The sequence below is a fragment of the Streptomyces corchorusii genome (assembly GCF_001514055.1).
Lineage (GTDB): Bacteria > Actinomycetota > Actinomycetes > Streptomycetales > Streptomycetaceae > Streptomyces > Streptomyces olivaceoviridis.
This window is the reverse complement of sequence record NZ_KQ948367.1, coordinates 67,314-88,561: the sequence shown is the minus strand read 5'-3', so window position 1 is coordinate 88,561 and position 21,248 is coordinate 67,314. Positions and strand designations below refer to the sequence as shown.

The window sequence follows — 21,248 nt, the reverse complement described above, 5'->3', positions numbered from 1 at the left end:
ACACCGGCCGCGCAACACTGCCCCCAGGCGCCCATTACCTGCGTTCACGGGCATCGGCGACCGGAATCACGTGTCCGGCCGGCCCGCGGTGAGGACAGTTGTTCCGGACCGCGGCCGGCCATGCGCGGCCCGCGCGGACGCGCACGGCCGCTTCCGGCCCCAGGGCCACCCGACGACTTACGGAGAACGCCATGACCCACCCCGAGAACGGACCCGTCGTCCTCATCGCGCGCATGCAGGCGCGCCCCGGCAAGGAGCAGGAACTGCGGGACGCGCTGCCCGCTCTGGTGGCCGCCACCCGGCAGGAGGACGGTTGCCTCACCTACGTGCCGCACCAGGGCCTGGACGACCCCGGGCTGCTGGTGATGCACGAGGTGTGGCAGAGCGAGGAGCATCTGCGCGCCCACTCGGACAGCGACCACCTGCGGCGGTTCGCGGAGCTCGCGAAGACGCTGACGGTGGGGGGCGTCCGGATCGAGCGGCTGACCGAGCTGGCCGTGTAGCGGGGGCGTCCGGGCCGGCTCACCGGGCCGGGATCGGGTCCCGAACCGCGGGGCGCTAGCGTTGCTCACCGTTCGCGCCCCGCCCGGGGCGCACCGAGGTTGGGACCCCGATGTTCACCAGTGTTCTTCTGATCGAGCAGCAGCTGTCGGCGGCGGACGTCAAGTTCGTCACCACGCTCCACGACGACGAGACGTTCTTCGTCGTCCTCATGCAGCCACGGGGCTCCGAGAACCGGCTGCTGCGCGCTCTGGACGACATCGCGCTCGGTGAACTGGAGCAGGCTGTCCACGAAGGCGGGGAGCCGGAGGGCGAGGAAGCACGGGAGCAGGCCGCCCTGGCACTGGAGCACTCGGTCCAGAGCCTGCGGGCGGCCGGCAGCGAGTGTGTCGGGCAACTGGTCGGCGGCCACCCCCTGACCCTGCTGCGATCGGTGGTCGAGCAGACGCATGCCGACGAGGTGATCGTCCTGACCGCACCGCATCTCGTGGAGGAACTCCTCCACCTCGACTGGGCCGGCCGGGCCCGTCACACGGTGGGCGTTCCCGTACTGAAGCTGTACGCACGCGACGACGAGAGGTGACGAGCCGCGCGCACACCTGCCCGCGCGTCAGTCGGACGACCGATGCCTGGACGCGTCACCGGTGACATGCTCCGAACGGCTCGGCCCCCACCCGGGCCGGCGCGCACCACGGCGGTGCGGCGGAGGAAAGGAAATCCACCATGACCAGCGCGTCCACGGCTTCGGCACCGATCGGTCTCGTTCTCATCGACACGGTCAACGAGATCTTCTCCGAGGAGGGGAAGGGATATCCCGGCTTCAAGGCCGAGTTCGAGCGGATCGGCACCCTGGGCAACCTGCGCCGCCTGCTCGCCGGGTTCCGGGACAACGGCTGTCCCGCGTTCTTCTCGCCGATGTCGTACACCGACGAGGAGTACGCGAACTGGCGGCACAAGTCCGGCATCCACCACATGATGTTCGACAACCGCATGTTCGAGGCGGGTAGTTGGGGTGCCGAGTTCCACCCCGACCTCACACCCGGTCCGAACGACGTGACCATCGCCCCGCACAAGAACCTCGATGTCTTCGCGACGACCGATCTCGACATCCAGTTGAAGCGGCGTGGTGTCGAACACGTCGTCGTGGCCGGCATGATCGGCACGATGTGCGTGGAATCGACGGCGCGCAGCGCCATGGAACGCGGATACCGGGTGACCCTGGTCCCGGACGCCACGGCCCCCGACGGCGGACCGGACTCCTACGAGCAGATGCTGCGGCGCTACGCGCTGATCGCGCACGAGGTGCTGACCACCGACGAACTGCTGGCGACGCGACCGTTCCACAGCCGCTGACCCGGTGCGCCGGGGCCGTCGCCGTGGCGGGACCAGCGGTCAGTCCGCCTCCGGCTCCCTGCCGCCGGTCCGGAAGACGGCGGTGACGGCCTTGCCTTCGAGCGCCGGACGGGTGTGCCAGGAGTCGGCGAGGGCAGCGACGAGGTGCAGGCCCCGGCCGGACTCGGCCAGCGGGTCCGCCTCGGCCACGCGCGGCCAGCTCGTCGTCCCGCCCTTGTCGAAGACCGTCAGCAAGGTGGCGTTCCGGTCGTGGTGGAGCATCAGGCCCCGGACACCGGCCGTGTGGGCGGCCGCGTTCGCCACCAGCTCGGTGACGACGAGGAGCGCGTCCGGCAGCCTCGCTCCGAGGAACTCCGAGCAGGTGTTGCGTACCGCCTCCCGAGCCCGCTGCTCCGCCCGGCCGGAGCCGGCGAGGCTGATCACCCGACAGGCGCCCGCGGAGGGCCGCGCCTCCATCGGCACGCCTTCCCGGTCAGGGCTGAGTGTTCTGTTCACGATCGGTGTCCTCCCACGCAAGAACCGCTGTTCAGGCCAACCGATGTGCCGAGTTGGATATTCCAACTAACGGATCGGCCACGTGAGTTGTCCGACGGGCGGGACGGTCGCGCGCGTTGAGGCAGAAGGGTTGCCCCAACGGCTCGCCCCGTCTCCCCGTCCGCCGTTTCCGAGCCCGGCGGCAGCAGGATGAGGGGTGGCGGGTCGTGGGCGACCCGCGAGGAGGGGAACGCGGCAGCGCCCGTTCCCCTCCACCCGCGACCCATGCGAGAGGAACAACGATGGCGTCCTTGGCCCATGCCGTACACGTCAGTCCGATGCAGCCGCTGGCGCCGACCGCCCTGCCTCCCCGGCCGGACGGCGGCCCGCTGCTGTGGTCCCCGCTGACCACGACCCTCGTCTACGGCCCCCGCGAAGCCGTCCTGGTGGACCCGGGGCTGACCACGGAGCAGGGGGCCGCCGTAGCGAAGTGGGCCGCCGGTTTCGACCGTACGATCACCGGCGTCTACGTCACGCACGCGCACGGCGACCACTGGTACGCGACGGCGCCCGTGCGGGAGCGGTTCCCGGAGCTGAAGGTGTGGGCCACGGCCGAGACGGTCGCGGAGATGGAGCGGACCACCCCCGGCGGCCGGCCGGCCCCGTTCTGGGGAGCGGCGTTCCCCGGCCTGATCGGCGAGACCCCGCTCATCGCCGAGGCCGTCCCGGAAGGCGGCCTCCAGGTGGACGGGCAGCCGCTCGTCCCCCATGCCGCCGGGCACACCGACACCGATCACACGACGTTCCTGCACGTGCCGTCCCTGGACCTGGTCGTCGGCGGCGACGTCATCTACAACCAGGTGCACCAGTACCTCTCCGAGGCCGGCGCCCACGGCATCGACAGCTGGCTCGGCGCGATCGACGCCGTGGCCGCCCTCAACCCGACCACCGTCGTGGCCGGGCACAAGAATCCCGAGCGTGACGATCCGGCGTCCGTCATCGACGAGACCCGCGCCTACCTGCGTGCGGCCACGGAGGTCTTCGCCGCCGCCGGCAGCCGGGCGGAGTACTTCGAGGCGATGACACAGAGGTTCCCGGCGTGGCTGAACCCGAGCATCGCGTGGCTGACCGCGGTGGGGCGCTGGGCCGAGTGAGCAAGGTGTGAGGCATGCGACGGGGCCGTGCCGCCGGTGGCGACCGGCGCCGGGGGCGGCCCCTCGCCCCGGCGGACCGGCGTCCGAGGCTCTTGCCGGCGCCCTCCGGCCGAGAGAAGCGGCCTAACGTCGGACGGAGGGGGGAACGGTGTACGTGTTCACCAGGGAGACGATCAGTCCCCCCTCGTCCAGTTCGGCGGTCTCGACACCCGCGACGACGCCGAGGCGTCCGTCGGGAGTGCGGAACGAGGCCGCCCACTCGGCCCGCAGCGTGCCGTCCGGGTCGACCGTGGTCTGCCACAGGTGCCGGGAATCGGCGAACATCGTGATGAACCGACGGTAGAAGCCGAGGATCGCCGGGAAGCCCGTCACCGGCGTTCCGGCGATGTCGACCGTGGCATCCGGGGCGAAGATGTTCGCCAGTTCTGTTTCCAGGATCGCCGGATCCGTCACGACTCGGTCGGCCAGGCCGACGTAGCGGTCGAGAACGGTGGTGGGCGGTGTGGACATCTGCTCTCCCTTTCCCGAGCGCTCAGGTCGCGGGCCCGTACTCGCGGTCGAACTCCTCCTCCGGCACCCCGTTGGCCCGGGCCGCACGTCGTACGAGGTCGGGCGCGAGCAGTGTCGCCGGATGCGCGAGCATGAAGCTGACGTCGCGGAATGCCTCGACCACCCGGCTGTCGTGCACCGCCGCGGCCATGACGTGCCGCATCGCCCAGGCGGTGCGCCGCTGTGGGGCGGTGTCCGGGCGCCCGGCCAGGCCCAAGCGCGCGGCGTCCGCGGTCGCCGACGTCTGCCACGCGGCGGCGGCCACCACGTGTTGCAGGGCGAAGAAGTGCCGGGCGGGGGCGTCGAGGTCCGGCGCACCGCGCAGGTACTCCGACAGGCAGGACGCGTGCAACATCGCGGAACTCATGCCCTGGCCGTAGACGGGGTTGAACGACGCCACCGCCTCCCCGGTCACCACCAGACGGGCGGGGAAGCGATCGAGGGCCTCGAAGTGGCGCCAGCGGTTGTCGGGGTGCCGGAAGGGTACGGGTCCACCGGTCGGCCGGCCCTTCACGGCTTCCCGGTAGACCGGTGGCAGTCCGGCGCACCTGGCCCGGAAGCCCTCGACGTCCGACACCTGCGGATCGTCGCCGTAGGAGGCGAGCATCACGGCCCATCGCCGGTCCTCGACGGCGTTCACCGCGGCCCCGGCGAACCGCTCGGACCCGGACCGCGGGCCGTAGCGCGTGATGCCGCTGAGCGGGCCGGTCCAGTCGGGTGAGCGCTCGAAATGAGCCGTGACGTAACGGACGTCGACGTCGAGCCGTTCCATCCGCGGCCGGGGCCACTCCCCCGCCTGAAGCCAGTCGGCCATCCGGCTGCCGCGCCCGGTGGCGTCCACGAAGAAGTCGCCGGCCCGGACGGCCTCGCCCGTGCCGGTCGAATACCGCACCGCCGCGACGCGTTGACCGTCGTAGACCAGGCCCGTGGCGCGGCCGGTGACCGGCTCGACGTTCGGCAGGCCGAGGGTGCGCTCGCGTATCAGTCCTTCGAGGAAGGGCCGGGTGCAGATGAGGAAGCCCACGTTGGGCGTGCCGACCTGCTGGACCCCGTCCACGTACGACACGCTCCGGTCCGGGCCCGGCAGCACCGCTCCCCGGGCCTCGGCCTGGCGCGTGGCTCCGGGATACCACCGCTCCAACTGCCGCAACCCGCCGGGCATCAGGGTGTGGACCTGGGAGCCCTGCGGCACACCGGGGCGTGGGGCGCTGCCCGTGTCCCCTTCCCCCGCATCGGGGTCGATCACGACGACGCGCTCCGCGTGGTCGGAGAGGACCCTGGCGGCGAACAGTCCCCCGATTCCCGCGCCCAGTACATGCACGGTGCCGAACAGGACGGGGGTCTCCGCGGGCGCCCCGGCGGCACTGAGGCGCTGGAACACGGCGATGGGTGAGGGTGGCACGCTCTTCTCCAGGTCGGTCGGGGGCTCCGCGTCGACGTACGTATCACCGGCGGGACGGGTCGCCGACTCGCCGGACCGGTGCTCACTCGAAGCGGTAGTCGGACAGGTCGACGGAGACGATCAGCGGCTCCGGCGCCGGGGTGTTGTCCGGCTGACGCGGGTAGATCCGCAGCTTGGACGGCAGCGTGATCCCCTGGACCTGCACCGGGTCGATGAGGTAGCGGGCCGCGGGGTTGCTGCCCTGGATGTCCACCTCGTAGTCGTGCCGGACGAGAAGTCCGCTCCCGTCGAAGTAGTACGTCTGGACCGCGCTGTGCGTCGCGATGGTGTCCGGGAAGACGACCCGCAGGCGCCGCCACTCCTCACCGTTCTCCTGCCACGGCTCGATCTCCTCGCTCGTCACGCCCGGCTGTTTGAGGAGGAAGGGCGACGTGAGGTAGGTCCACATCGTGTACCCGCTGAAGTACGCGACCTGCGCGTCGCTCCAGGGCGTCTCCATCTCATAGCCCGCGAACGACGTGCGGGGCTCGTCCAGTTCCTCGACCACCGCGCCGTCCGGGGTCTCGATCGTGACCCGGTCCGGTGTGAACACGGAGTGGTTCCGGGTCGGCGCGAACGGCCAGTGGGACACCCGCTCACGTGTGAGGTCGACCCGCACATGGCAGTCCTCCAGGACTGTGGGCTTGCCCTTGAGGCCCCACAGGACACCGCCCTGGTGCAGCCTGGCGGTCAGCGAGGAGAAACGGCTGAACCGCTCCAGCCCGCCATGCGCCTCGATGGCCAGTTCGACGAGATCACTCATGCTCGTACTCCTCGTGGTTGCTGTCGCCCGGGTGGGGTTGCCCGCCCCACTGTGCGGGGGCCCGTCGGCGTCGGCATCCGCTACATGACTTAGTGGTTCGCGTTCGGAGGTCCTTCGGGGGTTGGTCATGTAGCTGGCGCGGCGGAGGTTTCTTCCTGGTGATCGACAGTGTGCCGGTCGAGTCCGGCCAGCGGGTCGTCCGCCAGGTCCGCACGGTGTCCAGGTGCAGTCCCGTCTCGCGATGTGCGCGCGCACCCGGGCTTGGCAAACATGCGCAGCACGCAACCTTGGCGACCCGGGCGCCTTAATAACCAACTGGTCATTACGGCGGGAGAGTCGTATCCTTCTAATGACCGCATGGTCATTAGAGCCCGGCGGCGCATCTACTCGTCAGGAGATGAGACGGCATGTCCGAAGACAGGGAGCCCGCGCGTCACCAGGTGGTCATCGTCGGCGGCGGCCCCGTCGGCCTGTGGACCGCTCACGAACTGGCCCTCGCGGGCGTACGTCCCCTCGTCCTGGAGCAGGGCGAGCACCGCAGCCCGCATTCCAAGGCCCTGGGCGTGCATCCCCGCACGATCGAGGTACTGGCGATGCGCGGTCGCCACGAGGAGATCCTGGCAGGCGGCCGGCCCATGCCGGCGTGGCATTTCGGCATGCTGGACAACCGCCTGGACTTCCGGGAGCTGCCCACACCCTTCCCCTTCATGCTGGCCTTCCCGCAGTCGGCCACCGAGGAGCTGCTGGAGCGGTACGCGGTCGAGTCGGGCGCGGAAGTCCGGCGGGGTCACGAGGTGGTCTCCCTGACCCAGGACGACACGGCCGTCACCCTCCAGGTCCGGGGCCCCGCCGGCACCTACGAGGTGACCGCCCGGTACGTCGTCGGCGCCGACGGCACCCGCAGCACCGTGCGCCGCCAAGCGGGCATCGGCTTCCCGGGCACCGAGACCTCCGCCTACGGATACCTCGGCGAGGTCGTGCTGGACAGTCCGCCGCCCGCCGGGTTCCAGGCCCTTAACGAGGCCGGGCGCCTCCTGGTGGTGCCGCTGCCGCACGGCAGGTACCGCGTCACCGGGTACGACCCGCTCCACCAGCACCGCGATCCGCTCACACTGGACGAACTCCGGGACGCCGCACGGCGCATCGCCGGCACCGACTTCGGCATGCGCGACCCGTCGTGGCTGACCCGGTTCGGCAACGCGACGCGCCTTGCCGCCTCCTACCGCACCGGCCGGGTGCTGCTGGCCGGGGACGCCGCGCACAGCCACTTCCCCGCGGGCGGGGTCGGTCTCAACGTCGGGCTCCAGGACGCCATGAACCTCGGCTGGAAGCTCGCCGCCGTCGCACAGGGCAGGGCCGGCTCGGAGCTGCTCGACACCTACCACTTCGAACGGCACGCGGTGGGCGAGGAACTCGCGGAGCACACGCTGGCGCAGAGCGCGCTGATCACCGGCCTCACCCCGGACGTCACCGCGCTGCGGTCCCTGCTGAGCGACGCGATCGCCGAGGCGCCGGACTTCTCCAGGATGCTCGCCGGCAAGCTGTCGGGACTCGACACGGCCTACCCGCCGGCCGACGCGGACGCCCATCCCCTCACCGGCGTCCGGGCCTACGACCCCGAGGGCGAGGGCATCCTCCCGCTGCTGCACGACGGCCGTCCGGTGCTGCTGGCCATGGGTGACGCCCCGGTCCCGGGAGAGGTGGCCGAACGGGCGGCGACGGCCGGCGTCTCGGTCCACCGCAGCCGGCTCTCCACCACCGGCGGGGACCACTGGGCCGGCGTGAGCGCAGCACTGCTGCGGCCCGACGGACACGTGTGGTGGGCGACGGAACAGCCCGCCGCCACCGCCGGCTTCGCCGGTGAGACGGTCAAGGCCCTGGACACCCTGCCCGCGCGGTTCTGAGGCGGTCGGGGCCCGCCGGGGGAGGTGGTGAGGGGCGGGAATGCGCCACGGGGTGGTGGTGTTGAGGGAACTGTCTGACATGTTCGAGTCAACGGGCTCGGGCGGTTGGCGGAAGGAGTCCCTCATGGCACGCAGCACCACACGCCCCGTCGTCAAGCTGAAGTCGACGGCCGGCACCGGTGTCACCTACGTGACCCGCAAGAACCGTCTGAACGACCCCGACCGGCTGGTCCTGCGCAAGTACGACCCGGTGGCCGGCGCGCACGTTCTCTTCCGCGAGGAGCGCTGAATCCCCTCGCACCCCGACCCCGAAGAACGCACTCCCTGCGAGGAGGAACACCCCATGAGGAACGGCATCCACCCCGTCTCCCGCCCCGTCGTCTTCCGTGACCGCGCGGCAGGCTTCCAGCTGCTCACCCGCTCCACCATCGACACGGAGCGGACGGTCGAGTGGGAGGACGGCAGCACATACCCGGTCGTCGACGTGGAGATCTCGTCGGCGAGCCACCCGTTCTACACCGGCACCTCGCGCGTCGTGGACACCGCGGGCCGCGTGGAACGCTTCCAGCGGCGCTACGGCCGCACCACCGCCGACCGCCACTGACGCCCCGCCTCCACGGCCCGGCACCGCACCCGCGGTGCCGGGCCGTTCCCGTGCCCGCGCGTACGCCTGCCCGAAGCGGCGACCACGCGGCGCGAACCCGTCAGTCGTTTGACCGATGCCCCGATTCGGCCACCGCCGCAGGCTCACTCCAGGTGTTTGTAACGGACACGTGAACGGGGCCTCGCGCCGAGCCCCTCGCGTGCGAGCGTCCAAGGAGAGCAGTGGCCACCAAACGCGACATGGTCGTGCGCCCCGCGCACGACCTCGGCGGACTGCCGGCCGGGCCGGTCGTCCAGTCGGACCACGAGATGACCCCCTTCGAGAAGAGCTGCCACGCGCTGCTCAACGTCCTCGCCGAGCACAAGCTCGTCAACACGGAGGAGAAGCGCCGCGGGGTGGAGGACCTCGGTGCGCAGCTCGTCGGTGAACTCACCTACTACGAGAGGTGGGCCGTCTCGGCGTCCAAGGTGCTGATCGAGAAGGGCGTCATCACCTCGGAGGAACTGGGCGCCAAGATGAACGAGATCCGGGCCCGGCTGGCGGAGGCCGCCGCGTGAGCGCCCGCTTCGCCAAGGACCAGAAGGTGCGCATCGCCGACCGCGACGCACCCGGACACGTACGGACCCCGGTCTACGTCCGCGGCAAGGAGGGCCGGATCGAGCGCGTCCTCCCCCGCTTCCTCAATCCGGAGCGCGAGGCGTACGGCGTCAACGAGGGCACCGACGTGCGGCTGTACCGGGTCCGCATCGAGCAGTCCGCCCTCTGGCCCGACTACGACGGGGCCGCGGACGACGTCCTCGAACTGGAGATATACGAGCACTGGCTGGAGCCGGTCGACCACTCCCCCACCCAAGGAGCCTGACCCCGTGACGACCACGCACGACCCCGCGAACGGCATCGTCGACCACGGCGACCACACGCACGGCGGCCCCGGTGCCGCGGACCCGCACGCACCCATCGAGAACACCGCCGGGGAACCGGACTACTTCGACGTCCTCCAGCAGGCCATCCGTGAACTGCTCGTGGAGAAGGGCCTGATCTCCGCCGACGAGGTGCGCGCCATGGTGGAGACGCTCGACGCGCACCGGCCCGCGCTCGGCTCCGCGCTGGTCGCCCGGGCGTGGACCGACCCGGCCTTCAAGGAACGCCTCCTCGCCGACGGCACCGCCGCCATCGAGGAGTTCGGCATCGACAACTACGACGGCACCCGGCTGATCGTGCTGGAGCAGACGCCCGACGTGCACAACCTGGTCGTGTGCACCCTCTGCTCGTGCTACCCGCGCCCGGTCCTGGGCCTGCCGCCGGACTGGTACAAGAGCCGCCCCTACCGTGCCCGTGCCGTGCGTGAACCGCGCGCCCTGCTGCGGGAGTTCGGCACCGAGGTACCGGACGGGGTGACCATCCGCGTCCACGACAGCAACGCGAACATGCGCTACCTGGTGCTGCCGATGCGTCCCGCCGGGACCGAGGGCATGAGCGAGGAGGAACTCGCCTCCCTCGTCACCCGGGACACCATGATCGGCGTCACCACGCCCCGGCTGCCGTGACCGGGGCCCTGCCGGGGCCGGGCGCGGCGGCGGACACCCCGGTTCCGCACGCCGCGCCCGGCGGCGAACCGTACGAGCCGCCGCGGGGCCTGGAGACACAGGCCGCCGGTGCGCGGTGGGTGGTGCTCGGCCGTCCGGTGTCGTCGTACCTCGCGGAGGCGCTGGGCTCGGCCTGGCTGGTCCTGGCCGCTCTCACCGCCGTCTCCTTCACGATGCGGGCCGACGGGAGATACCTGTCCTCGTGGCCGCTGACCGCACGCCTGGCCGTGGTGGGACTCGCGGTCGGCGGCAGTGTCGCGGCGTTCTCCCTCACCCCGCCGGGCAAGGAGTCCGGTGCCCATCTCAACCCGGCGATCAGCCTCTTCATGACCCTCCGGGGCGTGCTGGGCGTCACCGATCTGGTCGCCTACAGCGCCTTCCAGCTCGGTGGTTCGGTACTCGGGGTGCTCGCCGCCCGCGGGATCTGGGGCGAGAGGGTCACCGCGGTCCACGACGGGCTGATCCAGCCCGGTCCCGGCTGGGACGACCCCGTCGTCGTGGTGCTCGGCGAGTCGCTGAGCACCGCCGTCCTGCTGTGGGTGCTGGCGGCCATGACAGCCAGGCCCCGGCCGCGGTCGACGCCGTGGGTGGTCGGCGCCGTCATCTGGGCGCTGATCACCACGACCGGTTCCCGGACGGGTGCCGGCTTCAATCCGGCGCGCAACTTCGGACCGCACGTCGTCTCGGGTGACTACCACCTGTTCTGGGCCTACATGTCGGCGCCCCTGGCCGGAGCCCTGGTGGCCGCGGCGGCGCTGACCCTGTTCGGGCCGGGCACGGCCTGGACCAACAAGGTGTGCTGTGAGCGCGACATCCACCGCTACCACCAGTTCCGGCCGCGTCCGCGGCACCGTCTCACCTCTTCCCCCCGGTGATCCCATGTCCCACCCCATGAACGGCGCGGACAGCGAGGACGTGCGCCGGCAGGCCCGGTCCGTGGTCGCCGCGCTGGGCCTCGACGGCACCCCGCTGGCGCCCGGCCTGGTCTTCTCCCTGCTGCGCGCGGGATTCGGCGTGCAGACCGAGGCGCTGACCGGCGGAGTGGAGGTCCGCGCCTGCCCGGAGCACTACGGGCCCGGGTCCCTCCTGATCAGCTGGGCCCCGCACGAGGCGGCGTACACACCACTCGACCCACGCGTCACCCAGGTGGAGGGCATCATGACCGACGCCCTGCTGAACACCGTACGGGCGCTGGGGTTCACCGCGGAGCGCCTCGGCGTGTCCTACTCGGTGCTGGTGCGGGTCAGGAGTGCCGATGCTCCGAGCTGACGTGACGGGCAGGTTCGTCAGGGAGCACCGGAGCACGGTCGCCCTGGTCTCGGTCATCGTCGTCACGACCGTGTGCGCCTTCGCGGTGCTCGCCTGTGCGGTGCCCGCGCACCGGTTCTCGGTCGGCACACAGGTCTTCGGCACGGGGCTGGGCGTCACGGCGTACGTGCTCGGCGCCCGGCACGCCTTCGACGCCGACCACATCGCCGCGATCGACACCACCACCCGCCGGTTCCTGGCCGAGGGGCGGCCGTCGGCCGACCTGGGCTTCTGGTTCGCCCTGGGACATTCCTCGGTCGTCGTCGCGCTGAGCCTGCTGACAGCCGTCGGCGCCCGACTGGCGACCCGGCTGACCGACGACTCGTCCGCCGCCCACCGCATCCTGTCCGTGCTCGGTACGTCCGTCTCGGGGGTGTTCCTGTGCCTGGTGGGCGTGCTCAACCTGCTGGCGCTGCGCCGCATCGCCGCCGTCTACCGGTCGGCGCGCGGAGGGGCGTACGACGAGGAGCGGCTGGAGCAGGTCCTCGACGAGCGGGGGCTGTTCTCCCGCCTGCTGCGCCGTCTCACCTCGTCGACGACACGTCCCTGGCACATGTTCCCCCTCGGCCTGCTCTTCGGGCTCGGCTTCGACACCGCCACCGAGGTGTCGCTGCTCGTCCTGTCGGGTGCCGGTGCCACCTCGGGCGTCCCGTGGTACGCGCTGATGCTCCTGCCGCTGCTCTTCACGTGCGGCATGAGTCTCTTCGACACCCTCGACGGCGCCTTCATGTCCGCCGCGTACCGGTGGGCCTTCGTCCATCCGCTGCGGCGCATCCACTACAACCTCACCACCACCGGCCTGTCGGCCGCGGCGGCGCTGCTGGTCGGAGCCGTGAACCTGATGACGTTGCTGCGCAGCAGGGTGCCCGCGGTGGAGCGGGCCGTGCCCTGGCCGGCCGGCGTTGACCTCGACGGTGTCGGCTACCTGATCGGCGGTCTCTTCCTCGCGGCCTGGATCGGCTCCTTCCTCTACTGGAGGGCCGCCGGCCGGTCCGGCGGCCTGACGTTGCCTGACAGGTCACCGGATACCGGCCATGAGGGCAGGTCGGCTGCGTCGGTCTTGTGAGCCGGCGCCGGGAGCTGCCACGCTCGTGGGGCCGGTCCGGGCGCGCCCGCCGTGGACCGGCGGGCGGAGTGGCCGGTCCGGCGTGTCCCCGGATGCCGGGCCGGCCGCCCGCGGCGCTCCGCACCCGAGGCTTCCGGCCCGGACAGCCGAGCGCTGAGGCCGCCTACTGTGCGGCATCCCGTGAGTTCCCCGGGCCCGGTGAGGGCCCACAGTGACCTTCTGCCATTCTGCTTGCCATGTCCGCACGCGATCGAAGGCTGCCCCGGCACCGTGCCTGGCCCCTGACCACCACCGACATCGAGGAGGGTCTCGGCCCGTACATGGCCCGGGTCACGGACCTGCGGTTCCTCACCGGACATGACAGCGGGACCATCGTCCTGGGAGCAGCGTGGATCGCTCCCGCAACTACGGCCGCGGCATCCACTCGGACGTGGTCGGCTTCCGCGTGGAAGTCCACCCCGTCGATGCCACTGAACGTGCTGCCACCCGCGCTGTTCTCCGAGCGCAGGCGCTCCCGCAACTCCACGAATGGATCACGCGGGCGATCGCCGCCGACGAGACCTGGCAACTGACTCCCCACCAGCACTACTGGCGGCTCGCCGACGGCCACCTCACTCACCGCGACGAAGCCTGAGTCCGGGTCCGGACGACGCGCGCACCCGTTGACCTCGCTGATGCGGAGCCTCTGCGAAAATCGCGTTGGCGGGCCACGGCGGGCGTTGCTAGCCTTCCGGAGGCCGTGCGAGAGAGCCAGGAGGTGGTACCCGTGAACGTATCGACATGGGTGCTCCCCTCCGGGGTCACGGTCGGGCGGTAGATCGTCCGGGAGCGCCGTTTCACGCGCACTCCCGAAAGGCACGACCGTGCACGTCACTTCCGAACAGCGCCTCGACGACGGCGTCGTAGAGCGCGCATTCCTCCTCGGCGAGATCCCCGGCACCCTGTGGACGCCCGGATCCGCACCGGCCCCGCTGGTCCTGATGGCCCACAACAACGGCCTGCCCAAGGCGGACCCCCGGCTCGTGGCCCGGGCCCGGTACACCGCGGCACGCGGCTACGCGGTGGCCACCATCGACGCCGCCGGGTGCGGTGACCGTCCCCGTTCCGCCGCCGCCGAGCAGGCCCGTGCCGACCTCCGGCGGGCGATGCGGGCCGGCGAGCCGACCGAAGAGATCCTGGAGTCCCTCGTCGGCCCGTTGGTCGAGAACGCGGTCCCGGAATGGCGGACCACGCTGGACGCCCTCCTCGAACTGCCCGAGATCTGCGGTCCGGTCGGGTACTCCGGAGGCTGGGCCGCCCTCGGCATCCGGCTGGCGGTGGCCGAGCCGCGCATCGCGGCCGCAGGCCTCTTCGCCGGCGGGTACGTGCCCCGAGCCCAGCGCGAGGAGGCCCGGCAGGTCACCATCCCGCTGCTGTTCCTGCTGCAATGGGACGACGAGGGGAACCCCCGGCAACGGGCCCTGGACCTGTTCGACGCCTTCGGCAGCGAGGAGAAGACACTGCACGCCAATCCGGGCGGGCACACCGGCACCCCGTGGTTCGAACTGGAGGACGGCTGCCGGTTCCTGGACCGGCACCTGAAGTGAGGCCGGGCCGTCCGGTGGGCGGCAGACGGTAGGCGGTGCCGGCCGGGATGCCGTCGTCGAGGAGGCCGGCCCTCCTCGACGACGGCATCCTGGCCACCGGTGCGAGGGCCGTACGGGTCATCGGGGGAGCTGGATCTCCCGCTTCAGGATCTTGCCGGTGGATCCCTTCGGCAGGGAGGGGAGGAACCAGATCTCCCGGGGGTACTTGTACGGGGCGACACGCGCCTTCACGAAGGAGCGCACTTCCTCCTCCGTGACCCGGGCGTCCGGCACGAGGACGACGGCCGCGGCGACCTCCTCGCCGAGGGACGCGTGCGGGACGCCGACCACGGCCGCCTCCAGGATGTCCGGGTGTTGGTAGAGCACGTCCTCCACCTCCCGCGGGTAGACGTTGTACCCACCCCGGATGATCATGTCCTTCTTCCGGTCGACGATGAAGAAGTAACCGTCGTCGTCCTGCCGGGCCAGGTCGCCGCTGCGGAACCACCCGTCCGGGATCGCCTCGGCCGTGTCCTCGGGCCGGTTCCAGTACCCGGCCATGACGTTGTGGCCCCGGATGGCGATCTCACCGACCTCGCCGGCCGGCACGTCGTGTCCGGCCTCGTCCACCAGACGCACCTCGACCCCTGGATCGGGGTGCCGGTCGAGCCGGCCTTGCGCGGCCGGTCGAGGTGGTTGAAGGTGGCCACCGGTGAGGTCTCCGACAGACCGTAGCCCTCCCCCACCGCGCAGCCGAAGCGCTTCTCGAATCCGTGCAGCACCTCGGTCGGCAGGGGGGCTCCGCCCGAGACACACACCCTCAGTGCACCCGCCTCGGGGCCGGTGGTGACCGGGGGCTCGTGCAGCAGCGCGTTGTACATCGTGGGCACGGCGACGAAGATGGTCACCCCGAACTCGCCCAGCATGGACAGGACTGGGGCCGCGTCGAAGCGGGGTACGAGCACGAGGCAGGCGCCCCGGCGGACCGCCGAGTTCATGCTGCCGGTCTGGCCGAACGCGTGGAAGAGCGGCAGGCACGCCATCATGACGTCCTGGTCGGTGATCCGGACGACGTGGTCGGCCAGGATCTCGGCGTTCCGGCCCAGGTTGCCGTGGGTCAGCGCGGCGCCCTTCGGCGTCCCGGTCGTCCCGGAGGTGTACAGGAGCGCGGCGAGGTCACCGTCGTCCCGGGGCGACGGCGTCGCGATCGGTGCCTGTTCACCGGCCGGCGTCGGCACCGCGCCGACCGCGGTCACCGGCACACCCGTCTCGGCCGCTGCTGCCGCCGCCGCCTCCTGTGCGACGTCCTCGTACACGAACAGGCGGGCCGCACCCGAGTCGGTCAGGCAGTGCCGGATCTCCCGCTCCTTGAGCAGCGGGTTCATCGGGACGACGACTCCGCCGGCGCGCAGGATGCCGTAGTAGAGCGCCACGAACGCCGGGACGTTGGGCAGCATCACGCACACCCGGTCACCGTCCGCCAGTCCTTCCGCCCGGAGCGTCCCCGCGACCCGGGAGGCAGCGGTGTCCAGCTCCGCGTACGTCATCACGATGTCGCCGAACCGGAGTGCGGGGTGATCGGGGTGGAGCCGCGCCGTCGTCGACAGGTTCTCCGCGATGTTCGGCATATGTCCTCCTGCTCAACGGCCCGGTGGCAACCCGGCGTCGGTGTCCGTGAGTTCGGCGGGGCACGGCGAGCACTGCACGGCCGCCACACATGTACTCGGAGCAACATAGCAGTGGTCCACAGACACATGCCGTGCTGTCCGGGGCGGCACGCGTGTGCGCCGTACCGCACCGGGGCGGTTCACTTCCCCCGCAACGGCGAGCCGAACGGGACGACTTGCTTCACCTCTGGTCCCTCGCGGACCGGTGCCTTCGGCGATTGCCCTACTCTGGCATACCGCGTCCGGCAGCTCCGGTGATGAGCGCTCGGGCCCCTCCTTCAGCGGAAGAGTTGATCAGCGTGGCTGTGTTCCATGACCACTCCCGTGCCCGGACGGACGATGTGCGGGCGGCATACCGGCATTGCGAGGAAGTGACGCGCAACGAGGCGAAGAACTTCAGTTACGGTCTCCGGCTGTTGCCGGGCCCCAAGCGGCGTGCCATGTCGGCGATCTACGCGTTGGCGCGCCGGGTGGACGACATAGGCGACGGTGACCTGGAGACACGGCGCAAGACGGAACTGCTCGGGCGCGTCGGCTCGATGGTGGACGGGCTGATATCGGGGCACGCCGGTCCCGAGGACGCGGATGACCCGGTCCGCCTGGCGCTCGCGGACGCGGCCCGGCGCTTCCCGATCCCCTTGGAGGCGTTCCACGAACTGATCGCCGGCGTCACGATGGACGTCGAGCAGAGGGATTACAAGAGCTTCGCCGACCTCCTCTCCTACTGCCGGTGTGTCGCCGGCTCCATCGGGAGACTGTCGCTCGGGGTCTTCGGTTGCGCGGACCCCGACCGGGGACGGGAGTACGCCGACACCCTGGGACTGGCGTTGCAGATCACCAACATTCTCCGGGACGTCCGCGAGGACGCCGCCATGGGCAGACGCTATCTGCCCGCCGAGGACGTCGAACACTTCGCCTGTGACAAGGCCGATTTCACGACGGGTTCCGTCCCCGCCGACGCGGAGTTCGACGGTCTCGTCAGGTTCGAGGCGGGCAGGGCGCGTGCGTTGTTCGAGGAGGGCTTCCGGTTGCTGCCGCTGCTCGACCGTCGCAGCCGGGCGTGCGTCGGCGCGATGGCGGGCATCTACCGGGGACTGCTCGACATCATCGAGAGGGAGCCCGCGGCCGTGCTGGCCGGCCGGGTCTCCCTGAGCACGGAGCAGAAGTCACGGTTGGCGCTCGCGGCCCTGCTGGGACGTGTGCGCTGACGTTCGCCGTGACAGGAGAGCCGGCCGGCGGCGTACGGTGATCAGCGCCGTGCGAGTTCGTCCACCAGGTCGTCCAGGCCCAGGGAGCCCTGCGACAGGGCCGCCGCCGTGTGCCGGGCCCTGAGCTCGAAGGAGCCGCCGTTGCGCTCGCGGGCCTTCTCCCGGCCCGGCAGCCAGGCCCGCTCGCCGAGCTTGCAGCCGAGCGCCTGGCCGGGCAGCGACAGATAGCGGGTGAACTCGCTCTCCGTGAACTTATGCATGCCGATGCCGACGATGACCCGGGCGGCCCGCGTCATCTGGAACGGCCACTTGGGGCAGGCCGAGGAGGCGGACGTGTCCGCCGCCGTGCTGCGATTCGTACACGACCAGAAGAAGGAGAACCAGCGATGAGGACCACCCTGCCGATCGGCCTGGGCGAGCGGACCGAGATCGAGGCCTACGCGGACTTCGTGACCGGCGCGCCGCCGTCCCTGCGCGACGCGCTGGGCATCGCCTCCCGGCGGTTCGGCCCGGTGCTCGCGGTGGCGGTCCGGGAGAACCCCAGCCGCTTCTTCGACCGGGCCGGCGGGTTCGGTGCGGAGCAGCCGGTCACGGCGGACGCCGTCGCGGAGGTGTGCGACTTCTACCGTGAACAGGGGGTCGCGCAGGGCTCGTTGATGATCGCTCCCGCGGTGTTGCCGCGGGACTGGGCCGCGACCGCCGCACGGTTCGGCCTCACCGAGGGGAATCGTTTCGTCAAGGTGGGGTGCGACACGGAGAGCGCGCTGGCCGCCGCCGACGGTGTCGCGGCGCTCGAACCCGGTCTGCGTGTCGGCCCGGTCCAGCCCGAGCAGGCGCACGAGTGGGCCACGGTCATGATGACCACCTTCGGTTTCACCAAGCCGGCCGCCCTGATCGACATGGCCGCGTCGTGCGTCGGCAGGCCCGGCTGGCGGCAGTACGCCGTCTGGGAGGACGAGCGGATCATCGCGGTCGCGAGCGTCTTCCTGAACGGTGAATGCGCCGACATGTTCGGCGCCGCGACCCTGCCGGAAGGGCGCCGTCGCGGCGCCCAGTCCGCACTGCTCACCGTCCGCGCACGGGCCGCCCGGGAGGCGGGCTGCCGATGGCTCGTCGCCGAGACCGGCGCGGAGGGCCCCGGCGACCACAACACATCCCTGCACAACATGCTGCGCGCCGGTTTCGAGCGGCTGTACGAACGGGTCACCTGGGTCTGGCACGCCGGGGCCACCTCGGCCCCGTGACGTCCAGGGCGGCTCTGGCGCACGTGTCCGTGCCCGCCACGGTGCTTCCGTCAGCCGTCAGCCGTCACCGTCCCCGGCCCCCTGCCCGGCGGGCGCGTCCCCGGTGCCGGAGCTCCCGTGGAGCAGGGCTTCGAGGGAGGCGGTGAGGTCCGCGGTCAGTTCTTCCGCGCTCATCTCCGCCAGGGCTCCGGCGCGTACGACGTACCGGCTGAACGTGACACCGACCAGCAAGGCCGCGACGAACGGCAGCCGGTGCCGCAGGTCGTGCTCGTCCAGGAGCCGGCGGTACACCTCGTCGGTGCGTTCCTGCATGGCCACGTACAGGGCGGCGGCGCTCCCGGTGTCGTCGGCGGCGCTGCGCAGCAGCGCCACGAACGTGTCGTTGCCGTCGGCGCTCTCCATGCGGTGCACGTAGCCACGGGCGATGCGGGCCGCGAGTGGCTCCCGGGTGTCCTCGGCCAGGGCGTCGATGTCCCGGGTGCCCGGGACAGCCGCGAGGAACAGGCTCTCCTTGCTGCCGAAATGGCGCAGCACCGAGCCGTGGGTGACGCCGGCGCGCCGGGCGATGTCCCGCAGGGTGGCCCGGTGGTAGCCGCGCTCGGCGAAGGCCTGTGAGGCGGCCTCCAGAATGGCCCGCCGGTGCAGTTCCGGGTTGCGCGTACGGCGGGGCGGCGCGGGCGGGTCGGTGTCGGGTGCGGCCATGGGCCGAGCCTACCGTCGCGGTCTTCCCCGTCACCGTCGCCGGCCGCTCCCCGCCGGTTCAGGGCAGTTCCGTGAGGGTCCCGAGGCGGGCGAGCGGTGGGCTGCCGGGCAGCTCGATGCGTGAGTGCACCCGCCCGCGTTCGAAGTCCTCCAGGTGGAGAACCCTGGTACCGCGCCGCTCCCGCCAGGATGTGAGGTAGACGTGCGGACGGACCTCGGCCACCGTGGTGGTCACGGTTTCGGTGTGCCCGTCCGGCAGAACGCCCCCTCCGTCGACGACGGTGAGGGCCATCGTCGCATCGGCGACGTAGTGCATCACGAAGGTGAGGATGCCGAGGTCCACGAAGTAGCGGTGGCCGTTCTGCCGGTGTGACATGTCGCGCCCTTCAGCAACGTTCGCGTCGATACGGCCGACCCTTCCTCCTTTCCGCCGCCCGGGCATCCGTCATCCGACCGAAGCGCCGCGGCCGGTCCGTCCCGGTCGGTCCGCCGTGCGGACCGGGAGCGCGAGCAGGCCACGCGAGCGCATGGAGGGGCGCCGGCGCAGGTCCTGCGGGGGGACGGCGAGGGAGAGGCCGGGGAAGCGGTCGAAGAGCGCGGTGAGCGCGATGCCCGTCTCCATCCGGGCCAGCGGAGCGCCGAGGCAGTAGTGGATGCCGTGTCCCAGTGCCAGGTGGCCGGTGGCATCACGGCCGAGGTCCAGCCGGTCGGGGTCGGTGAAGCGGCGCGGGTCGCGGTGCGCGGCGGCGAGCGACAGCAGGACCGTCTCGCCGGCCGGGACGGTGGCCCCGCCGATGACGATGTCCTCGGTGGGGAAGCGGCGGATCGCCAGGGGCACCGGACCGTCGTAGCGCGCCAGTTCCTCGACCGCCCGGTCCAGCAGGCCGGCATCGGCCCGCAGCGCCGCCAACTGGTCCGGGTGGGCGAGCAGTGCCGCGACCGCGTTGCCGATCAGGTGCACCGTGTTCTCGTACCCCGCGACGAGGATGAGGAAGGCCAGCGACATCAGCTCGTCCTCGCTGAGCCGGTCCTCCTCGTCGCGCACGGCGATCAGGGCGGACAGCAGATCGTCGGCCGGACGGGTCCGCTTGTCGGCGATCAGCCGGGTGAAGAAGGACAGCAGCCGGCCGACGGCCTCCCTGGCCCGTTCCGGCCGCGTCGGGTCGGGTGCGACCAGGGCGTCGGTCCAGGCACGGAAGTCGGGGCGCTGGGCCTGGGGCACGCCGAGGAGATCGCAGATGACGGTGATCGGCAGCGGGGCGGCGTAGGACGGGATCAGATCGGCCTCGTCCTGTCCCGCCAGGGAGTCGAGCAGCCGGTCCGCGGCGCGCCGGATCGGCACCCGGAGCCCTTCGACGTGCCGGGGGGTGAACACCTTGGTCACCATGCGCCGGATACGTGTGTGATCCGGCGGGTCCATGTTCAGGAGGTTGGCGTCCAGCGCGGGCGGCAGGGCCATGCCCCGGTAGCCGCCCGGCGTCGCGTTGCGCTTGTCCAGGGACAGCCGGGGATCGGCGAGCGCCCGGCGGACGTCGTCGTAGCGTGTGACCAGCCAGGCGGGAAGGCCGTCCGTGCCGGTGATCCGGTGGACCGGTCCCTCCTCACGCAGCCGGCCGTAGACGGCGTAGGGGTCCTGGAACAGCTCAGCGGAATCAACGACGGGTTCCGAAGGAGAAGTTGGGTCGGGGTTGCTCATTCCGACAGCTAAGCAGACAGGGTGACCGGGTGCGCCGAGCACCCTTCGCGGACGGGCGGATTCCCGGCCCGGTGCGGATGTCGGGAGCGCGTCCGCAGGGGACGGCTGTGGCACGGGACGGCTGTTGAGGGCCTCCGGGTGCGGCACGGGACGGCCCGGACGCAGGGGCTCGCCGGCTGTCGCGGACAGCGCGACCCGTCCGGCCGTGGTGAGCCGTGGTGAGTCTCCGCACCCCTGCCGGCCGCCGCCCCGCCGTGGCGGCTGGACGTCCTGGGCAGCGGCCCTCGCCCCTTGAGACGCCGTCGGCGCTTCGAGAGGCGGATCGGCCTCGGCGGCAACGCCAGCGTCGGGCCGTGCACGCCCTCCCCCACGGATCCGGTGCGTGCGCAGTCTCGCCGCTCTTCGTGCGGGCTCTGGGCATCCTGAGGACCGCTCGGCCCGATCGGGCAGCGTTGCGGCCTTG

26 protein-coding genes and 2 pseudogenes are annotated in these 21,248 nt (G+C 71.6%); 18 read left to right on the top strand and 10 right to left on the bottom strand.

Features of this window, described 5'->3' with window-relative positions:
• The first annotated feature begins 191 nt into the window (after positions 1-191).
• From AQJ11_RS35020 to AQJ11_RS35010, 3 genes are all read left to right on the top strand, one after another.
• Positions 192-503: a putative quinol monooxygenase gene (locus AQJ11_RS35020; protein ID WP_059265935.1), complete on the top strand. Its 312-nt coding sequence runs from the start codon at positions 192-194 to the stop codon at positions 501-503.
• Positions 504-613: 110 nt separating this feature from the next.
• A complete protein-coding gene (locus AQJ11_RS35015) occupies positions 614-1,084 on the top strand; it encodes a hypothetical protein (RefSeq protein ID WP_014669466.1) in 471 nt (156 codons plus the stop codon).
• 140 nt (positions 1,085-1,224) lie between these two features.
• Complete coding sequence (locus AQJ11_RS35010) at positions 1,225-1,854, top strand: cysteine hydrolase family protein (protein ID WP_059265934.1); 630 nt, start codon at positions 1,225-1,227, stop codon at positions 1,852-1,854.
• A gap of 39 nt (positions 1,855-1,893) precedes the next feature.
• On the opposite strand, the gene AQJ11_RS35005 is transcribed toward AQJ11_RS35010, so the two are convergent.
• Entirely contained in the window at positions 1,894-2,349 is a 456-nt protein-coding gene (locus tag AQJ11_RS35005; RefSeq protein ID WP_244218508.1) for an ATP-binding protein, read from the bottom strand.
• A gap of 281 nt (positions 2,350-2,630) precedes the next feature.
• On the opposite strand from AQJ11_RS35005, the gene AQJ11_RS35000 reads away from it, so the two are divergent.
• A complete protein-coding gene (locus AQJ11_RS35000; protein ID WP_059265932.1) occupies positions 2,631-3,482 on the top strand; it encodes an MBL fold metallo-hydrolase in 852 nt (283 codons plus the stop codon).
• 123 nt (positions 3,483-3,605) lie between these two features.
• Here AQJ11_RS35000 and AQJ11_RS34995 read toward each other — a convergent pair whose 3' ends face one another.
• From AQJ11_RS34995 to AQJ11_RS34985, 3 genes are all read right to left on the bottom strand, one after another.
• Positions 3,606-3,992: a nuclear transport factor 2 family protein gene (locus AQJ11_RS34995; protein WP_059265931.1), complete on the bottom strand. Its 387-nt coding sequence runs from the start codon at positions 3,990-3,992 to the stop codon at positions 3,606-3,608.
• Positions 3,993-4,014: 22 nt separating this feature from the next.
• A complete protein-coding gene (locus AQJ11_RS34990) occupies positions 4,015-5,433 on the bottom strand; it encodes an FAD-dependent oxidoreductase (protein WP_059265930.1) in 1,419 nt (472 codons plus the stop codon).
• 82 nt (positions 5,434-5,515) lie between these two features.
• Positions 5,516-6,235, bottom strand: coding sequence for a hypothetical protein (locus AQJ11_RS34985; protein ID WP_059265929.1), 720 nt, complete (start codon positions 6,233-6,235; stop codon positions 5,516-5,518).
• Between the two features lie 407 nt (positions 6,236-6,642).
• Between AQJ11_RS34985 and AQJ11_RS34980 the strand changes: the two genes are divergently transcribed.
• The 11 genes from AQJ11_RS34980 to AQJ11_RS34930 all read left to right on the top strand — a co-directional run bounded on the left by AQJ11_RS34980 (position 6,643) and on the right by AQJ11_RS34930 (position 14,289).
• Positions 6,643-8,139, top strand: coding sequence for an FAD-dependent monooxygenase (locus tag AQJ11_RS34980; protein WP_059265928.1), 1,497 nt, complete (start codon positions 6,643-6,645; stop codon positions 8,137-8,139).
• Between the two features lie 124 nt (positions 8,140-8,263).
• A complete protein-coding gene (gene rpmG / locus AQJ11_RS34975; protein WP_014669330.1) occupies positions 8,264-8,428 on the top strand; it encodes a 50S ribosomal protein L33 in 165 nt (54 codons plus the stop codon).
• A gap of 54 nt (positions 8,429-8,482) precedes the next feature.
• Positions 8,483-8,743, top strand: coding sequence for a type B 50S ribosomal protein L31 (locus tag AQJ11_RS34970; protein ID WP_014669331.1), 261 nt, complete (start codon positions 8,483-8,485; stop codon positions 8,741-8,743).
• A 221-nt stretch (positions 8,744-8,964) separates the two neighbouring features.
• Positions 8,965-9,300, top strand: a complete 336-nt coding sequence (locus AQJ11_RS52225; RefSeq protein ID WP_059265927.1) for an SH3-like domain-containing protein — start codon at positions 8,965-8,967, stop codon at positions 9,298-9,300.
• On the top strand, positions 9,297-9,605 hold the full coding sequence (locus AQJ11_RS52220) for an SH3-like domain-containing protein (protein ID WP_058084966.1): 309 nt from the start codon (positions 9,297-9,299) through the stop codon (positions 9,603-9,605). Before AQJ11_RS52225 ends, AQJ11_RS52220 begins: the two co-directional genes overlap by 4 nt.
• A 4-nt stretch (positions 9,606-9,609) precedes the next feature.
• Positions 9,610-10,290: a nitrile hydratase subunit alpha gene (gene nthA, locus AQJ11_RS34955; RefSeq protein ID WP_059265926.1), complete on the top strand. Its 681-nt coding sequence runs from the start codon at positions 9,610-9,612 to the stop codon at positions 10,288-10,290.
• Positions 10,287-11,204: an MIP/aquaporin family protein gene (locus AQJ11_RS34950; protein ID WP_059265925.1), complete on the top strand. Its 918-nt coding sequence runs from the start codon at positions 10,287-10,289 to the stop codon at positions 11,202-11,204. The genes nthA and AQJ11_RS34950 overlap by 4 nt, the downstream gene beginning before the upstream one ends.
• 4 nt (positions 11,205-11,208) lie before the next feature.
• Positions 11,209-11,598, top strand: coding sequence for a hypothetical protein (locus AQJ11_RS34945; RefSeq protein ID WP_059265924.1), 390 nt, complete (start codon positions 11,209-11,211; stop codon positions 11,596-11,598).
• Positions 11,585-12,703 (top strand): HoxN/HupN/NixA family nickel/cobalt transporter, encoded by a 1,119-nt coding sequence (locus AQJ11_RS34940; RefSeq protein WP_059265923.1) that lies wholly within the window; start codon positions 11,585-11,587, stop codon positions 12,701-12,703. Before AQJ11_RS34945 ends, AQJ11_RS34940 begins: the two co-directional genes overlap by 14 nt.
• Before the next feature lie 388 nt (positions 12,704-13,091).
• Positions 13,092-13,337, top strand: a complete 246-nt coding sequence (locus tag AQJ11_RS51650; protein WP_244218507.1) for a hypothetical protein — start codon at positions 13,092-13,094, stop codon at positions 13,335-13,337.
• A gap of 229 nt (positions 13,338-13,566) precedes the next feature.
• Positions 13,567-14,289, top strand: coding sequence for a dienelactone hydrolase family protein (locus AQJ11_RS34930; RefSeq protein WP_059265922.1), 723 nt, complete (start codon positions 13,567-13,569; stop codon positions 14,287-14,289).
• Between the two features lie 117 nt (positions 14,290-14,406).
• Here AQJ11_RS34930 and AQJ11_RS52520 read toward each other — a convergent pair whose 3' ends face one another.
• Both AQJ11_RS52520 and AQJ11_RS52515 read right to left on the bottom strand, forming a co-directional pair.
• Positions 14,407-14,703 (bottom strand): AMP-binding enzyme, encoded by a 297-nt coding sequence (locus AQJ11_RS52520; RefSeq protein ID WP_341846310.1) that lies wholly within the window; start codon positions 14,701-14,703, stop codon positions 14,407-14,409.
• 171 nt (positions 14,704-14,874) lie between these two features.
• Positions 14,875-15,815, bottom strand: a pseudogene (locus tag AQJ11_RS52515) (AMP-binding protein); the annotation flags it as partial.
• A gap of 491 nt (positions 15,816-16,306) precedes the next feature.
• On the opposite strand from AQJ11_RS52515, the gene hpnD reads away from it, so the two are divergent.
• On the top strand, positions 16,307-17,143 hold the full coding sequence (hpnD, locus tag AQJ11_RS34920) for a presqualene diphosphate synthase HpnD (protein ID WP_107120920.1): 837 nt from the start codon (positions 16,307-16,309) through the stop codon (positions 17,141-17,143).
• A 41-nt stretch (positions 17,144-17,184) separates the two neighbouring features.
• Here hpnD and AQJ11_RS34915 read toward each other — a convergent pair.
• Positions 17,185-17,442: pseudogene (locus AQJ11_RS34915) on the bottom strand (DUF885 family protein); the annotation flags it as partial.
• Here AQJ11_RS34915 and AQJ11_RS52215 point away from each other — a divergent pair.
• The gene (locus AQJ11_RS52215) at positions 17,402-17,533 is read left to right on the top strand and encodes a hypothetical protein (RefSeq protein ID WP_279616967.1); all 132 of its coding nucleotides are present in this window, start codon (positions 17,402-17,404) and stop codon (positions 17,531-17,533) included. The pseudogene AQJ11_RS34915 and the gene AQJ11_RS52215 sit on opposite strands and share 41 nt — an antisense overlap.
• Complete coding sequence (locus tag AQJ11_RS34910) at positions 17,530-18,387, top strand: GNAT family N-acetyltransferase (protein ID WP_059265920.1); 858 nt, start codon at positions 17,530-17,532, stop codon at positions 18,385-18,387. The genes AQJ11_RS52215 and AQJ11_RS34910 overlap by 4 nt, the downstream gene beginning before the upstream one ends.
• Positions 18,388-18,444: 57 nt before the next feature.
• On the opposite strand, the gene AQJ11_RS34905 is transcribed toward AQJ11_RS34910, so the two are convergent.
• The 3 genes from AQJ11_RS34905 to AQJ11_RS34895 all read right to left on the bottom strand — a co-directional run bounded on the left by AQJ11_RS34905 (position 18,445) and on the right by AQJ11_RS34895 (position 20,785).
• Positions 18,445-19,089: a TetR/AcrR family transcriptional regulator gene (locus tag AQJ11_RS34905; RefSeq protein WP_059265919.1), complete on the bottom strand. Its 645-nt coding sequence runs from the start codon at positions 19,087-19,089 to the stop codon at positions 18,445-18,447.
• A gap of 58 nt (positions 19,090-19,147) precedes the next feature.
• Positions 19,148-19,465 (bottom strand): MoaF-related domain-containing protein, encoded by a 318-nt coding sequence (locus AQJ11_RS34900; RefSeq protein WP_059265918.1) that lies wholly within the window; start codon positions 19,463-19,465, stop codon positions 19,148-19,150.
• A 69-nt stretch (positions 19,466-19,534) separates the two neighbouring features.
• A complete protein-coding gene (locus tag AQJ11_RS34895; protein ID WP_059265917.1) occupies positions 19,535-20,785 on the bottom strand; it encodes a cytochrome P450 family protein in 1,251 nt (416 codons plus the stop codon).
• Between the last annotated feature and the right edge of the window lie 463 nt (positions 20,786-21,248).

Coding starts and splice junctions, on each gene's coding strand:
- AQJ11_RS52215 (WP_279616967.1), top strand. CDS start 17,402: ATGCCGATGCCGACGATGACCCGGGCGGCCCGCGTCATCTGGAACGGC.
- AQJ11_RS34970 (WP_014669331.1), top strand. CDS start 8,483: ATGAGGAACGGCATCCACCCCGTCTCCCGCCCCGTCGTCTTCCGTGAC.
- AQJ11_RS52520 (WP_341846310.1), bottom strand. CDS start 14,703: ATGATCATCCGGGGTGGGTACAACGTCTACCCGCGGGAGGTGGAGGAC.
- AQJ11_RS35020 (WP_059265935.1), top strand. CDS start 192: ATGACCCACCCCGAGAACGGACCCGTCGTCCTCATCGCGCGCATGCAG.
- AQJ11_RS34985 (WP_059265929.1), bottom strand. CDS start 6,235: ATGAGTGATCTCGTCGAACTGGCCATCGAGGCGCATGGCGGGCTGGAG.
- AQJ11_RS34900 (WP_059265918.1), bottom strand. CDS start 19,465: ATGTCACACCGGCAGAACGGCCACCGCTACTTCGTGGACCTCGGCATC.
- AQJ11_RS34980 (WP_059265928.1), top strand. CDS start 6,643: ATGTCCGAAGACAGGGAGCCCGCGCGTCACCAGGTGGTCATCGTCGGC.
- AQJ11_RS35000 (WP_059265932.1), top strand. CDS start 2,631: ATGGCGTCCTTGGCCCATGCCGTACACGTCAGTCCGATGCAGCCGCTG.
- AQJ11_RS34910 (WP_059265920.1), top strand. CDS start 17,530: ATGAGGACCACCCTGCCGATCGGCCTGGGCGAGCGGACCGAGATCGAG.
- AQJ11_RS34940 (WP_059265923.1), top strand. CDS start 11,585: ATGCTCCGAGCTGACGTGACGGGCAGGTTCGTCAGGGAGCACCGGAGC.
- AQJ11_RS35010 (WP_059265934.1), top strand. CDS start 1,225: ATGACCAGCGCGTCCACGGCTTCGGCACCGATCGGTCTCGTTCTCATC.
- rpmG (WP_014669330.1), top strand. CDS start 8,264: ATGGCACGCAGCACCACACGCCCCGTCGTCAAGCTGAAGTCGACGGCC.
- AQJ11_RS34905 (WP_059265919.1), bottom strand. CDS start 19,089: ATGGCCGCACCCGACACCGACCCGCCCGCGCCGCCCCGCCGTACGCGC.
- AQJ11_RS35015 (WP_014669466.1), top strand. CDS start 614: ATGTTCACCAGTGTTCTTCTGATCGAGCAGCAGCTGTCGGCGGCGGAC.
- AQJ11_RS34995 (WP_059265931.1), bottom strand. CDS start 3,992: ATGTCCACACCGCCCACCACCGTTCTCGACCGCTACGTCGGCCTGGCC.
- AQJ11_RS34945 (WP_059265924.1), top strand. CDS start 11,209: ATGTCCCACCCCATGAACGGCGCGGACAGCGAGGACGTGCGCCGGCAG.
- AQJ11_RS34895 (WP_059265917.1), bottom strand. CDS start 20,785: ATGAGCAACCCCGACCCAACTTCTCCTTCGGAACCCGTCGTTGATTCC.